This is a genomic window from Kitasatospora sp. NPDC091257, assembly GCF_044757675.1.
Classification (GTDB): Bacteria; Actinomycetota; Actinomycetes; order Streptomycetales; family Streptomycetaceae; genus Kitasatospora; species Kitasatospora lactacystinica.
Genome location: NZ_JBIVVI010000086.1, coordinates 1 through 13,716, shown reverse-complemented (window position 1 = coordinate 13,716; position 13,716 = coordinate 1). Strand labels below are relative to the sequence as shown.

Annotated in this window: 11 protein-coding genes, 1 pseudogene and 1 riboswitch; of the genes and pseudogenes, 3 read left to right on the top strand and 9 right to left on the bottom strand. The window is 73.2% G+C overall.

From position 1 onward, the window contains the following. Positions 1-88: 88 nt before the first annotated feature. Positions 89-472: pseudogene (locus ACIQOV_RS06465) on the bottom strand (PRC-barrel domain-containing protein); the annotation flags it as partial. Positions 473-698: 226 nt separating this feature from the next. Then, a riboswitch (glycine riboswitch) is annotated at positions 699-802 on the top strand. A 237-nt stretch (positions 803-1,039) separates the two neighbouring features. Here ACIQOV_RS06465 and gcvP point away from each other — a divergent pair. Further along, positions 1,040-3,940, top strand: a complete 2,901-nt coding sequence (gcvP, locus tag ACIQOV_RS06460) for an aminomethyl-transferring glycine dehydrogenase (RefSeq protein WP_401045567.1) — start codon at positions 1,040-1,042, stop codon at positions 3,938-3,940. Positions 3,941-4,060: 120 nt separating this feature from the next. Here the strand turns inward: gcvP and ACIQOV_RS06455 are convergent, their stop codons facing one another. Together ACIQOV_RS06455 and ACIQOV_RS06450 are read right to left on the bottom strand one after the other, a co-directional pair. Further along, positions 4,061-4,252: a DUF5999 family protein gene (locus tag ACIQOV_RS06455; RefSeq protein ID WP_188300053.1), complete on the bottom strand. Its 192-nt coding sequence runs from the start codon at positions 4,250-4,252 to the stop codon at positions 4,061-4,063. Positions 4,253-4,708: 456 nt separating this feature from the next. After that, positions 4,709-5,281 carry a hypothetical protein gene (locus ACIQOV_RS06450; protein ID WP_401045563.1) on the bottom strand — a complete coding sequence of 191 codons (573 nt, stop codon included), beginning with the start codon at positions 5,279-5,281 and terminating at the stop codon, positions 4,709-4,711. A 378-nt stretch (positions 5,282-5,659) separates the two neighbouring features. Here ACIQOV_RS06450 and ACIQOV_RS06445 point away from each other — a divergent pair, with 378 nt between their 5' ends. Both ACIQOV_RS06445 and ACIQOV_RS06440 read left to right on the top strand, forming a co-directional pair. After that, positions 5,660-7,165, top strand: coding sequence for a glutamate--cysteine ligase (locus ACIQOV_RS06445; RefSeq protein ID WP_401045569.1), 1,506 nt, complete (start codon positions 5,660-5,662; stop codon positions 7,163-7,165). Positions 7,166-7,271: 106 nt separating this feature from the next. Beyond that, complete coding sequence (locus ACIQOV_RS06440) at positions 7,272-8,060, top strand: CPBP family intramembrane glutamic endopeptidase (RefSeq protein ID WP_380352367.1); 789 nt, start codon at positions 7,272-7,274, stop codon at positions 8,058-8,060. Here the strand turns inward: ACIQOV_RS06440 and ACIQOV_RS06435 are convergent. From ACIQOV_RS06435 to ACIQOV_RS06410, 6 genes are all read right to left on the bottom strand, one after another. Then, on the bottom strand, positions 8,038-8,565 hold the full coding sequence (locus ACIQOV_RS06435; protein WP_359907848.1) for an HAD domain-containing protein: 528 nt from the start codon (positions 8,563-8,565) through the stop codon (positions 8,038-8,040). The two genes, ACIQOV_RS06440 and ACIQOV_RS06435, sit on opposite strands and share 23 nt — an antisense overlap. Before the next feature lie 100 nt (positions 8,566-8,665). Further along, the gene (locus ACIQOV_RS06430; protein WP_401045559.1) at positions 8,666-9,934 is read right to left on the bottom strand and encodes an MFS transporter; all 1,269 of its coding nucleotides are present in this window, start codon (positions 9,932-9,934) and stop codon (positions 8,666-8,668) included. A gap of 110 nt (positions 9,935-10,044) precedes the next feature. Next, positions 10,045-10,746 (bottom strand): dienelactone hydrolase family protein, encoded by a 702-nt coding sequence (locus tag ACIQOV_RS06425; RefSeq protein ID WP_401045556.1) that lies wholly within the window; start codon positions 10,744-10,746, stop codon positions 10,045-10,047. A 57-nt stretch (positions 10,747-10,803) separates the two neighbouring features. Next, on the bottom strand, positions 10,804-12,216 hold the full coding sequence (locus ACIQOV_RS06420) for a sugar porter family MFS transporter (protein ID WP_401045554.1): 1,413 nt from the start codon (positions 12,214-12,216) through the stop codon (positions 10,804-10,806). A gap of 117 nt (positions 12,217-12,333) precedes the next feature. Beyond that, complete coding sequence (locus tag ACIQOV_RS06415; RefSeq protein ID WP_401045551.1) at positions 12,334-13,083, bottom strand: FMN-binding negative transcriptional regulator; 750 nt, start codon at positions 13,081-13,083, stop codon at positions 12,334-12,336. 14 nt (positions 13,084-13,097) lie between these two features. Then, the coding region (locus ACIQOV_RS06410; protein ID WP_401045548.1) for a pyridoxamine 5'-phosphate oxidase family protein at positions 13,098-13,716 on the bottom strand (619 nt) is incomplete at its 5' end.

Below are 13,716 nucleotides of genomic sequence, written 5' to 3'. Positions count from 1 at the left end.
GCTTCGGCCTGGGCGCGGGTGACCGCTCGGGGGTGTGGAAGGTGAGCGACTTGGCCGGGGCCGCCGCGGTCGTCGTGGCGGCGGCCGCCGCCGTGGTGCCGAAGTCGAGGTCGGGCTGCCTGGGCCGGCTCCCGTTCTCGCCGTTCGGGCGGCTGTCCATCGGGGTGTCGAGCCCGTAGTAGCGGTAGAGCTGGAGTTCCTGGGCGGGGGACAGGTGCTGGCCGACGCCGAAGTCCGGCGACTCCTTCACCAGCGACTTGTCGTACGGCACCCGGAGCTCGTCGCCGGCGAACTCGCTCGTGGTCAGCGGGACGAAGGCGTCCCGGCCGAAGATGCCGGTCCGGACCGCGGCCCACTCGGGCCGGCCGGTGGCGTCGTCCAGGTAGACCTCGTCGACCGTGCCGATCTTGTCTCCGTTGCGGTCGACGGCTTTGTGGCCGATGAGGTCCCGGGGGTCGATGTCCGTCTGCACTTCTTTCCTCCCGCGCGCTGAACCTGCGGAACTCCCGCAGGAAGGCGGCCGGAGCACCCGATTCCGTCCGCCACTTCACACCAAAAGCCATGAATCGGACGAGCGCGACCCCGGGTGCGCCGTCCGGGGGCGGCGCTGGACCGTCCGGGGGACGCGCGTAGACCTCCAGTGACCAGACACACCCGTGATCGGGGGGCCTCCCGCTGGTACCCTGGGCGGCGACCGCAGAGCCCGCTCGGGAGAGTCTCCGATCACGAAAACCGCTGGTCGGAGCGCCGAAGGAGCAACTCCTCCCCGGAATCTCTCAGGCATCCGTACCGTGTGGGGTAGGTCACTCTGGAAAGCAGGGCAGGAGCGTCGGCACGGAAGCCGGCGATCACCACCCTCACCGACGGTGCAAGCCGGCGGAGCGCCCACAGCGCTCCGTGCGGGTGAAGCTCTCAGGTCCCGATGACAGAGGGGGAGGCCTGTCGGGTCCGCGCGCCCAGGCTCGTCCGCTGCCCGCAGCGGTGGAGCCGGCCGGCGTGCGTACCCCCGCCGGTCCGTGACCAGGAGGCCTCGACCACCATGAACGCCCAGCCGAACGCGGGACGCCCCACCGGCGCCTCGACCCTCACCGAGCTTGAGCTGGCCAGCCCCTTCGAGAACCGCCACATCGGCCCCGACGCCGCCGCGCAGGAGAAGATGCTGGCGTCCGTCGGCTACGGCTCGCTGGACGAGCTCGCCGGGACCGCGGTGCCCGAGGCGATCCGCTCCATCACCGCCCTGGACCTGCCCGCGGGCCGGTCCGAGGCCCAGGTCCTCGCCGAACTGCGCGAGCTGGCCGGCCGCAACCAGGTGCTCCAGCCGATGATCGGCCTGGGCTACTACGGCACCTTCACCCCGCCGGTGATCCTGCGCAACGTCATGGAGAACCCGGCCTGGTACACCGCCTACACCCCGTACCAGCCGGAGATCTCGCAGGGGCGCCTGGAGGCGCTGCTGAACTTCCAGACCCTGGTCTCCGACCTGACCGGCCTGCCGACCTCCGGCTCCTCCCTGCTGGACGAGGGCACCGCGGCCGCCGAGGCGATGGCGCTGGCCCGCCGGGTCACCAAGGTCAAGGGCGGCGTCTTCCTGGTCGACGCCGAGACCCTGCCGCAGACCGTCGCGGTGATCAACACCCGCGCCGTGCCGACCGGCGTTGAGGTCGTCGTCGCCGACCTGTCCGAGGGCATCCCGGCCGAGATCGCCGAGCGCGGCGTCTTCGGCGTGCTGCTCCAGTACCCGGGTGCCACCGGCGTGGTCCGCGACCTCACCCCGGTGATCGAGCAGGCGCACGGCCTGGGCGCGATCGTCGCCGTCGCCGCCGACCTGCTCGCGCTGACCCTGCTCAAGTCCCCGGGCTCGCTGGGCGCCGACATCGCCTGCGGCACCTCGCAGCGCTTCGGCGTGCCGATGGGCTTCGGCGGCCCGCACGCCGGCTACCTGTCGGTGCGCGCCGAGTACGCCCGCTCGCTGCCCGGCCGCCTGGTCGGCGTCTCCGTCGACGTCGACGGCAACCGCGCCTACCGCCTGGCGCTGCAGACCCGCGAGCAGCACATCCGCCGCGAGAAGGCCACCAGCAACATCTGCACCGCCCAGGTGCTGCTCGCCGTGATGGCCTCGATGTACGCCGTCTACCACGGCCCCGACGGCCTGGCCGACATCGCCCGCCGCACCCACCGCTACGCCGCCGCCCTCGCCGAGGGCCTGCGGGCCGGCGGCGTCGAGCTGCTGCACGGCGAGTTCTTCGACACCGTCACCGCCGTCGTCCCGGGCCGCGCCGCCGAGATCGCCGCCGCCGCCCGTGCCAACGGCATCAACCTGTTCCAGGACGGCGCGGACCGGATCTCCATCTCCACCGACGAGACCACCACCCGCGAGCACCTGGCCGGCGTCTGGGCCGCGTTCGGCGTCGAGCCGGTCGAGGTCCCCGAGACCGCCGACGCGCTGCCCGCCGCGCTGCTGCGCGAGGACGAGTACCTGACCCACCCGGTCTTCCACAGCCACCGCTCGGAGACCGCCATGCTGCGCTACCTGCGCCGCCTGTCGGACCGGGACTACGCGCTGGACCGCGGCATGATCCCGCTGGGCTCCTGCACCATGAAGCTCAACGCGACCACCGAGATGGAGGCGGTGACCTGGCCGGAGTTCGGCCAGCTGCACCCCTTCGCGCCGATCGACCAGGCCCAGGGCTACCTCACCCTGATCCGCCAGCTGGAGCAGCAGCTGGTCGAGGTCACCGGCTACGACGCCGTCTCGATCCAGCCGAACGCCGGCTCGCAGGGCGAGCTGGCCGGCCTGCTGGCCGTCCGCGCCTACCACCACGCCAACGGTGACACCCAGCGCGACGTCTGCCTGATCCCGTCCTCCGCGCACGGCACCAACGCGGCCTCCGCCGTGATGGCCGGCATGCGGGTGGTCGTGGTGAAGACCCTGGTCGACGGCGACGTGGACGTCGAGGACCTGAAGGCCAAGATCGAGCAGCACCGCGACAACCTGTCGGTGCTGATGGTCACCTACCCGTCCACCCACGGCGTGTACGAGACCCAGATCACCGACATCTGCGCCCTGGTGCACGAGGCCGGCGGCCAGGTGTACGTGGACGGCGCCAACCTGAACGCCCTGGTCGGCCTCGCCAAGCCGGGCAAGTTCGGCGCGGACGTCTCCCACCTGAACCTGCACAAGACCTTCTGCATCCCGCACGGCGGCGGCGGCCCGGGCGTCGGCCCGGTCGCGGTGCGCGCCCACCTGGCGCCGTACCTGCCGAACCACCCGCTGCAGGCGGAGGCCGGCCCGGCCACCGGCGTGGGCCCGATCTCGGCCGCGCCGTGGGGCTCGGCGGCCATCCTGCCGATCTCCTGGGCGTACGTCCGGCTGATGGGCGGCGAGGGCCTCAAGCGCGCGACCCAGGTCGCGGTGCTGAACGCCAACTACATCGCCAAGCGCCTGGCGCCGCACTTCCCGGTGCTCTACACCGGCCCGGGCGGGCTGGTCGCGCACGAGTGCATCATCGACCTGCGCCCGCTGACCAAGGAGACGGGCGTGACGGTGGACGACATCGCCAAGCGCCTGATCGACTACGGCTTCCACGCGCCGACGATGTCCTTCCCGGTGGCCGGCACGCTGATGATCGAGCCGACCGAGTCCGAGGACCTGTACGAGATCGACCGGTTCTGCGACGCGATGATCACCATCCGGGCCGAGATCGACAAGGTCGGCTCGGGCGAGTGGGCGGCCGACGACAACCCGCTGCGCAACGCCCCGCACACCGCCGCCACGCTGGCCGGCGACTGGGCGCACGGCTACTCGCGGCAGGAGGCGGTCTTCCCGGCCGGCGTGAACCCGGCGGACAAGTACTGGCCGCCGGTGAGCCGGATCGACGGCGCGTACGGCGACCGCAACCTGGTCTGCTCCTGCCCGCCGCTGGACGAGTACGGCGTCTGACCGGACCGGGCCCTCGGAGGTCCGACCCGCGCGACAGGGCCCCGGCGGAGTTTCCGCCGGGGCCCTGCCCGTGGTGCCGTCGAGTCGGCGGCTGCCCCCGCCGTACGGCCGGACGGGTGGTCAGGCCGCGTGGGCGACGGGGCGGCGCGGGGCGATCACCCGGCCGTCGGGCAGCAGCTCTCCGGTGTCCTCGAACAGGACGACGCCGTTGCAGAGCAGGCTCCAGCCCTGCTCCGGATGGCGGGCCACCGACGCGGCCGCCTCGCGGTCCTCGGACTCGGCCGATGGGCACTCAGGACGGTGCTGGCACATACGCGTACCCTCGCTTCGCTCTGCGATCCTCCCCGTGGTGCGGTCGCCGGAGGCCGTGCCGTCCGGAACCGCCGCGGTGGTCGGATCCTGTCCGCACGCCGGCCAAGTGTGGACCGGCGTTCAAGTGGGTAGGACAGGGGGTCCTTCCACGCTGGTTCCCAGTGTCGGCATCCCGGGACCCGCGCGCAGGGATTTCGTGACATGCGCCACAACTCCCGGGTAGAGATCACCCGTTCAGGTGGGGCCGACGGGAAAAGGCGCACCAGTGGGTGAGTCGGGGTATGGCCCGATGAGGCCATGCCGGATGGCCCGGACGGGTGGTCGCCGTTCGGGTGAGGAGCCGCGGGGGCGGGTGTGCCGGCAGGGCCGGGGACCGCGGGGCGCCGTGCGGGCGCGCGGGTACGGCCTCGGGCCGCCGGGCGGGTGGGCCCGGCGGCCCGAGGGGGCGTCGGTGGGTCAGGAGGAGCCGAGCAGCAGCGGCCTGGCGAGCGGGGCGCGGGCGAGCAGCGGCAGCAGTTCGGCGGCCGGGCACGCGCGGTGCGCGGTGACGCCGAGCGGGGCCGGGGCCAGCGGGATCAGCAGGTCGGCGGCCGGGTCGCCGTCGGGGCTGTGCAGCCACAGCGCCGTGGCGTACTGGCCGGGGAAGGTCAGCAGCCGCGGCTGTTGGCGGGTCCGGGAGGTCTGGGCGAGCTGCCAGGCCTCGCGCAGCGCCCGGACCGTCGAGTCGAGGTAGGGGCCCGCGGTGAAGTGGGAGAAGGTGTGGCCCTCGGCGCTCTGCACCACCTCGGCGGCGGCGGCCACCTCGGCGCCGTCCTTGATCAGGAAGCGCCAGCCGGTGCGGCGGGCGGCCGGGAGCTCCGGGCGCCCGCCGGTCAGGACGTGCACCGCGAGGGGGTGGGCGGGGAGCAGCGGGCCGGTCGGATGACGCAGTGCTGCGGCGGCGGGCTGGCGCAGCGCGGTCTCCGAGTCGAGCGCGCCCAGGACCGCGCGCAGTGCGCTCGGCGGGGGCTGGGGGGGTTGCAGAGTCATGGCGGGGTCCGCCTCTCCAAGCGAGATCGGCGTGCGAGTGCGGCATACCGGCGTGGCGGGCGACGCGTCTTCGGTGACGGGGCCCGGCAGTGTCCGGTTGTGCAGGATCGCGGTGCCGGCGCGGTCGCCGCCGTCGACGAGGGCCTTCGGGGCGAGGCGGACCGGCCGGAGCGCTGTACCAATTCGAACAGATGCACAGGGTGATCTGTTTATCACAGGCTGTGGCGCCGGGCAAGTCTACAGTTCGTCTGATTTTCCGTCAGATGCCTTGCAATGCAAGCCAGTAGGCGCATTCGGGTATCGATCTTCGAGGTGGGCATGATGGTTGCACGGTCGGTCGACCGGGTGCTCGACGGGGTGGCTCTGGAGGAGGGGACCGTGGGCGAGAAGGTCGTGGCGACTCGCGCGGAACTGGCGGACCGACACCTGTACCGGCGCAAGCTCCACGCGTGTCTCGAAGCGCTCGGACGGATGCTCCGCGAGGACCGCTTCGACCGGCCGCGGGCGGTGATGGGCCTGGAGATCGAGCTCAACCTGGCCGACGAGCAGGGCCTGCCGGCCATGAACAACGCGCAGGTGCTCAGCGCGATCGGCTCCAGCGACTTCCAGACCGAACTGGGCCGCTTCAACATCGAGGTCAACATCACGCCGCACCGGCTCTGCGGGCACGTCTTCGAGGAACTGCGCGAGGAGATCGACACCGGGCTGCGCTACGCCGACCGGCGGGCGGCCGAGGCGGGCGCCCGGATCGTCATGGTGGGCATCCTGCCGACCCTGGAACACGCCCACACCGGGCTCGACGCGATGAGCCACAACCAGCGGTACAGCCTGCTCAGCGACCAGATCCTGGCCGCCCGCGGCGAGGACATCGCCCTGGACATCGAGGGGGTCGAGCGCCTCCAGCTGGAGTCGATCACCATGGTGGCCGAGGCCGCCGCCACCTCGCTCCAGCTGCACCTCCAGGTGACCCCGGAGCGGTTCTCCTCGGTGTGGAACGCGGCCCAGGCGATCTGCGGGCCGCAGCTCGCGCTCGGCGCCAACTCGCCGTTCCTGTTCGGGCGGGAGCTGTGGCGGGAGACCCGTCCGGTGCTCTTCCAGCAGGCCTGTGACACCCGGACGGCGGAGCTCAAGGCGCAGGGCGTGCGCCCCATCACCTGGTTCGGCGAGCGCTGGGTGGACTCGGCGTACGACCTGTTCGAGGAGAACCTGCGGTACTTCCCCGCGCTGCTGCCGATCTGCGACGACGAGGACCCGCTGAAGGTGCTGGCCTCCGGCGGCGCGCCCAGGCTCGCCGAGATGCGGCTGCACAACGGCACCATCTACCGCTGGAACCGCCCGGTCTACGACATCGCGGGCGGGGTGGCGCACCTGCGGGTGGAGAACCGGGCCCTGCCGGCCGGGCCCACGGTGGCCGACACCCTGGCCAACGCCGCCTTCTACTACGGGCTGGTGCGGGTGCTCGCCGAGCAGCCCCGGCCGATCTGGACCCGGCTCCCGTTCGAACGGGCGGACGAGAACTTCCAGCAGGGCGCCCGGTACGGCATCGACGCGGTGTTCCAGTGGCCGCGCTCCGGGCGGGCCGGGCGCGGCGGCGGGCTGCAGACCGTGTCCGCCGTCGACCTGGTGCTGAACGAGCTGCTGCCGATGGCCCACCAGGGCCTCGACGAGTGGGGCGTGGAGCCCGCCGACCGGGACCGCTACCTGGGCATCATCGAGCAGCGCTGCCTGCGCCGCGCCAACGGCGCGTCCTGGCAGGTCGCGACCTTCCACCGGCTGCGCGAGCAGTACGGGATGGACCGGCCGGCCGCGCTCGCGGCGATGACCAGGCGCTACGCCGAACACATGCGCGGCGGGGAGCCGGTGCACACCTGGCCGGTGGGCTGACCCCCGGAACCCGCCTCCCCGCCGGGGCGTCCCGGCGGCTGTGTCAGGATGATCGCTCCGGCGGTCGGCCGACGGCCGGAGCGACCGCCCCTCCGCTGGAGCCCCCGTGACCACCGTCCCGACCGCGCCGGAGACCGCGAAGCCCACCCGTCGGCTGTTCGGCGCGGAACTGCTGATCGTCCTCGGCCTCTCCCTCGGGGCCAGCGGGATCAGCGCGCTGATCAGCTTCACCGGCTCGCTCACCGAACCGCTCAAGCTCGGCCAGCAGGTCGCCACGCTGAACGGCTCGCGGGCGCCCGGGCGGCCCTGGCTGGACCTCGTCTGGCAGCTGTACTACATCGGCCGCGGGCTGATGCCGGTGGTGCTGGTCGGCTACCTGCTGGTGCGCGAGGGCGTCACGCTGCGGGTGCTGGGCTTCGACCTCGGGCAGAAGCTGCGCGACCTGGGGCGGGGCGCCGCCGTCGCGGCCGCGATCGGCGGGTCGGGGCTGGCGCTCTACCTGGCCTCGCAGGCGGCCGGGTACAACCTCACGGTGGCGCCGTCCGGGCTGCCGGACGTGTGGTGGCGGGTACCGGTGCTGGTGCTGTCGGCCTGGCAGAACGCCATCCTGGAGGAGGTCGTCGTCCTCGGCTACCTGCTGCGCCGGGTGGGGCAGTTGGGGTGGTCGTGGCCCGCCGCGGTGGTGGCGAGTTCGGTGCTGCGCGGCTCGTACCACCTGTACCAGGGGGTCGGCGGGCTGATCGGCAACATGGTGATGGGCGTGGTGTTCTGCCTGCTGTACCGGCGCTGGGGGCGGGTGATGCCGCTGGTGGCGGCGCACGCGCTGATCGACACCGTGGCCTTCGTCGGGTACGCCCTGCTGGCCGGGCACGTCAGCTGGCTTCCGACCCCTTGAGCGAGAGCGCCTGGCCGCGCGGCGGACGGGCGAGCAGCCGGTCGACGTGCCGGCGTTCCAGGCCCTGGCCGGGGTCGACGGGCAGCAGCAGGCGGTCCCGGCGCCACTGGGAGCGGCGGACCAGCCGCGGCGGGATGACGTCGTCCACCCAGGCGAACGGCCGGCCGTCGGCGTAGCGCAGCAGCGGGGCCCACTTGGCGGCGGAGAACAGCTCCATCAGCGGGACGCGCGGGTCGCCGGGCTGCGGGACGTAGCCGGTGAAGGTGACCACGGGGAGCGGGTCCAGGCCGATCGCGGGGGCGATGTGGGTGTTGGCGTGCTCCTCCCAGGTGGTGGCCCAGACCAGGTCGTACGTTCCGGCGAGCTCGCGCAGCCAGGCGCCGTGCCGGGCGGACAGCAGGACGGTGTAGCCGAACAGGGTGTGGGCGTCGAACCCGGCGTCCGGGTGCGGGCAGACCGGGTTCAGGACGCCGTCGACGTCCAGGAACAGCAGTGGCTTCGGCACCGGTGGCCCCTCGGATGCGGTGGTGTTTCCTGTCTGTTCGGACGACCCTCGCACACCTCCGGTTGCCCGCGGGCGGGCGCACGCGGGGCGCACGGGGCGCTCACGGGGTGGGCGCGGGCTCGCCGACGGGCACCGGTGCGTCCGACGTGCTCCGACGGCTCAGCCGGCGGACCTGTGGGTCCAGCAGGACGACCGCGCTGAGCACCAGACAGGCGACGGCGCACGCCCAGAGCGCGCCGGACAGGCCGAGCGCCACGGCGGCGGGGCCGGCCAGCGCCGTGCCGACCGGGGCCAGCGAGTAGGAGCCGAGTTCGTCGTACGCGGACACCCGGGAGAACATCTCCTCGGGTATCTCCTGCTGGAGCGCGACCATCCAGTTGACGCTGAAGACGGTGACACCGACGCCGGACAGGAACATCGCGACGACCAGCAGCGGCAGCGGCACCTCGGCGGCGAGGGCCACGGCGGGCACGCCGAACAGGAAGACCCCCCAGTTGCCGACCAGCAGGATCCGGCGGGGCCGCCAGCGGGTCATCAGCACGCCGGCGGCCACCAGGCCGACGCCGTAGGCGGACATCGCCAGGCCCCAGGCGCCCGCGCCGCCGAGCCGCTCCTTGGCGGCGGTCGGCCCGTACACCGACTCCACCGCGTTGATGCAGGCGACCAGCACGGAGAACTGGAGCACGATCACCCAGAGCCAGCGGCGGGAGGCGAACTCCCGCCAGCCCTCGCGCAGATCGCGCAGCATGCTGGTGCCGGTGGACGCGGGGCCCTGCTCCGGCTCCAGGAAGAAGCGGAGGGCGGCGGCGGCCAGGAAGCACAGGGCGTCCAGGGCGAGCACCCAGCCGGGGCCGACGGCGGCGGTGAGGGCGCCGCCGAGGGCGGCGCCGCCGATCTGGGAGGCGTTGAGGCCCATCCGGAAGACCGCGAAGGCGCGGGCGGCGTGCTCCTGCGGGACGGCCTGCATGATCATGCCGCCGGAGGCGGGGGAGTAGAGGGCGTAGCCGGCTCCGCCGGCCGCGGAGAGCGCCAGCATCTGCCAGAGCCGGACCTCCCCGGTCAGCACCAGGGCGGCCAGGACGGCCTGGGAGACCCCGCTGAACACATTGGCGGCGACCATGATCAGGTGGCGCGGCAGCCGGTCGGCGAGGGTGCCGCCGACCACCATGAGCAGCACGGTGGGCACCAGCCGGGCGGCGGTGACGTAGCCGACCTCGGTGGTGGTGCCGCCGGTGCCGAGCACGGCGAAGGCGGTGGCGATGGGGGCGCCGGCGTTGCCGAGGCCGCTGATCACGGTGGCGGCGGTCTGGATGCGGAAGTTGCGGCTCGCCCAGGCGAAGCGGCGCGGGGACGGGAGTGGGGTCGGCACCCGGAGACTATGCCGTGGGGCCGTACGGGTGTCCATCCGGTTTACCCGCCCGGAGGGCCCGGAGCGTGGGGTTTCGGCCGAGCCGGCCCCATCGGCCGAGGTGGCCCCCCTCAGCCGAGGTGGCCCCAGAGGAAGGTGAGGGTCCGGCGCCAGGCGATCCGGGCCTGGAGCGGGTCGTGGGTGCCGATCAGGTTCTCGTCGTTCATGAAGGCGTGCCCGGCCGGGTAGAAGTGGATCTCCGGGCGGACGTCGGTGGCCTCGCCGATCCGGATCGCCGCCTCGTCCACGGCGGCCATCGGGATCGAGCCGTCCAACTCGCCGAAGTGGCCGAGCACATGGGCGGTCAGTCCGCGGTAGTCGAAGTCCGGATCGGGCGGCAGGCCGTAGAACGGGACCACGGCGGCCACCTTGTCGCCGGCCCGGGCGGCCAGCAGCAGGGCGAAGCCGCCGCCCATGCAGAAGCCGACCACGCCGACCGCGTCGCCGACCACGCCGTCGAGGGCGAGCAGGTGGTCGACGGCCCCAGCCAGGTCCTCCACCGCCCGGTCGACCGGGAGCTCGCGCTTGAACCGGGCGGCCTCGGCGCCGTCGTGGGTGGTGGCGCCGCCGAACAGGTCGGGGGCCAGGACGGTGAACCCCTCGGCGGCGAAGCGGTCGGCCATGTCGGCGATGTGCGAGGTGAGCCCCCACCACTCCTGCACCACCACCAGGCCCGGCCCGACCCCCTGCGGCGGGCGGGCCAGGTAGCCGTGCGCGGTGCGGCCGTTGCTCGGGAAGGTGATGTTCTGCCGGGAGCCGCCCTCGTCAGGCATGGCTTCCTCTCGGTGGGTCGGGCCGCGTGCGGCGGGTGTTCGGCGGGGTGGGCCGGGTCAGCCCATCTCCTCCAGGGCACGGCCCTTGGTCTCCTTGATGCAGAAGACCACGAACGGGATGGAGAGCAGGGCGAAGGCCGCGTAGATGACGTACGTCGCCGAGAGGTTCCAGTCGGCGAGGTCCGGGAAGCTGACGGTGATCGCCCAGTTGGCGATCCACTGCGCCGAGGCGGCGACGGACAGCGCCAGCGCGCGGATCCGGTTGGGGAACATCTCGCCGAGCAGGACCCAGACCACCACGCCCCAGGAGAAGGCGAAGCAGAGCACGAAGACGTGCGCCGCGATCAGGGCGACGGTGGCGTGGGTGTTGTCCAGGGTGGCGGTGCTGCCGGTGCCCTCCCGGTAGGAGAACGCCCAGGCGGCGGTGCCCAGCGCGGCCGCCATGCCGATCGAGCCGGCCAGGGCGAGCGGCTTGCGGCCGATCCGGTCCACCAGGGCCATCGCGATCACCGTGCCGATCACGTTGATGATCGAGGTGGAGAGGCTGATCAGCAGCGAGTTGGACTCGTTGATGCCGACCGACTGCCACAGGAAGGACGAGTAGTAGAAGATCACGTTGATGCCGACGAACTGCTGGAACACCGAGGCGCCGATGCCGACCCAGACGATCGGCAGCAGGCCGAAGCGGCCGCCGAGCAGGTCCTTGAGCCGGGGCTTGTGGGCGGACTCCAGCACCGAGCGGATCTCCGCCACCCGGGCGTCCAGGTCCACGCCCTCGCCCTCCACCTCCGCCAGCACCTTGCGGGCCTGCTCCTCGCGGTGGTCGGCGATCAGGAAGCGCGGCGACTCCGGGATGGCGAGCGCCATCAGCCCGTACACCAGGGCCGGGATGGCCTCGACACCGAGCATCCACTGCCAGGCCTGGATGCCGCCGAGGTGGTTGGTGGACTCGCCGCCGGCGGCCTGGTTGAGCGCCCAGTTGGCGAGCTGGGAGACGGTGATGCCGAGCACGATAGCCATCTGCTGGAACGAGGCGAGCCGGCCGCGGTAGGCGGTCGGGGCGACCTCGGCGATGTAGGTGGGGGCGATCACCGAGGCGATGCCGATCGCGATGCCGCCGACCACGCGCCAGGCGGCGAGGGTCTCGATGTTCGGCGGGAACATCGAGCCGATGCCGCTGGCCGCGAACAGTGCGGCGGCCAGCAGCATCGTGCGGACCCGGCCGAGGTGGTCGGCGAGCCGGCCGGCGAGCACCGCCCCCAGGGCCGAGCCGAGCAGGGCGATGGCCACCACGAAGGCGGTGGTGCCGTGGCCCACCGCGAAGTGCTTCTGGATGCCCGTCACGGCACCGTTGATCACCGCGCTGTCGTAGCCGAACAGGAAGCCGCCCATGGCGGCGGCCGCCGAGATGAACACCACGTGGCCGAGGTGGGCCTCGCCGGCCGCCCGTTGGCTGTTGACTGAGGACACGCGCGCTCCCGGGGGTCGACGGGCCCGCTCCGACGCCGAGTGGGCAGGGCTCGTCTCACATTCGAGCAGCGCGGCGGCCGACCTGCCCGAGTTGGCGGCCGACCGGGTGATCCGGGGTCAGCCGGTGGCGTGCGGCCCGTCGGTGCGCCGTCCGCTGGTGCGCGGGAGGTCGGAGTGCGGGGCGTTGTCCAGGGGGCCGGCGGGGCCCTGCGGTGCGGTGCGCGGTCCGTCGGTGCGCCGCCGGTGACGGCGGAGCAACTGGGCGCGGGCGGCGGCGTACTGGTCCCGGCCGCGCCCCGGGCCGCCGGCACGCTCGGCGAGCCGGTCGGCGATCGCGTACTGTGCCTCGGCCGGCTTCTTGTCGTCGTACTTGAACTTGGCCCGCACCTCGTCGACGGTCAGCCGGAGCGCGCGCAGCCCGGGCAGCTGCCGGGCCAACTCGCCCTCGCCGGGCACCACCCGGACCTCCGGCGTCTCCGGCTGGAAGTGCGCCAGCTGGCGGTTGAGGATCTCCGCCTTGCCGGCCGCGGACTCCACCACCTCGGCGGTGCAGTGGAAGTGGACCGAGGCGTAGTAGCTGGTGGGTGTGCCCGGTGCGCCGCGCCAGTGGCCCGGCGCGAACGCGTAGCCGTCGGTGACCGCGAGGGTGACCTTCGGATCGGCCCGGACGGCGGCCAGCAGCGGGTTGGGCGCGGCGAGGTGGAGCAGGATCTCGCCGTGTTCGACGTCCAGCAGGAAGTGGGTCGGGACCAGCACCGGGCCCTCGCCGGGGCCGCCGTTGGCGGCGAGCAGGCCGAAGTCGCGGCCCTCGGCGAGCCAGGCCCGCCACTCGGCCTCGTCGCCGCGGTCCCAGGATCTGATCAGCACGGGTGCGCCTCCCGTCAGCGGGGGTAGCCGCGCAGGTGCGCGGGGAGCGGGACGGTGGTGCCGGGGTGCGGCTCGGGGGTGCCGTGCACCGCGGTGACCGGGATCAGGCCGGACCAGTACGGCAGGTCGGCGTCCTCCGGGTCGTCGTCGGCGCCGTCCTCGCGGGTCTTGGCCGAGACCTCGTCCAGCTCCAGCCGGAGGACGGCGGTCGCGGCGAGCTCCTTGGCGTTGGCCGGACGGACCTCGGCGGAGCGCCCCGGTATCGCGTGGTCGACCAGGGCGGCGAGCGCGATGTCCAGCTCCTCGGGGTCGGTGACCTGGTGCGCGGTGCCGTGGGCGACCACCGAGCGGAAGTTCACCGAGTGGTTGAACGCGGACTTGGTCAGCACCAGCGCGTCGACCTGGGTGACGGTGACGCAGACCGGCATGCCCTGCTCGCCGGAGGCGTTGCGCATCGGGCGGCTGCCGGTGGAGCCGTGGACGTAGAGCCGGCCGCCGACCCGGGCGAAGATCGTCGGCAGCACCACGGGGGCGCCGTCGACCACGAAGCCGAGGTGGCAGATGTAGGCACTGTCGAGGATGGCGTGGATCGCCTCCTGCTCCCAGGTGGCCCGGTCCCGGTAGCGGGTGGGG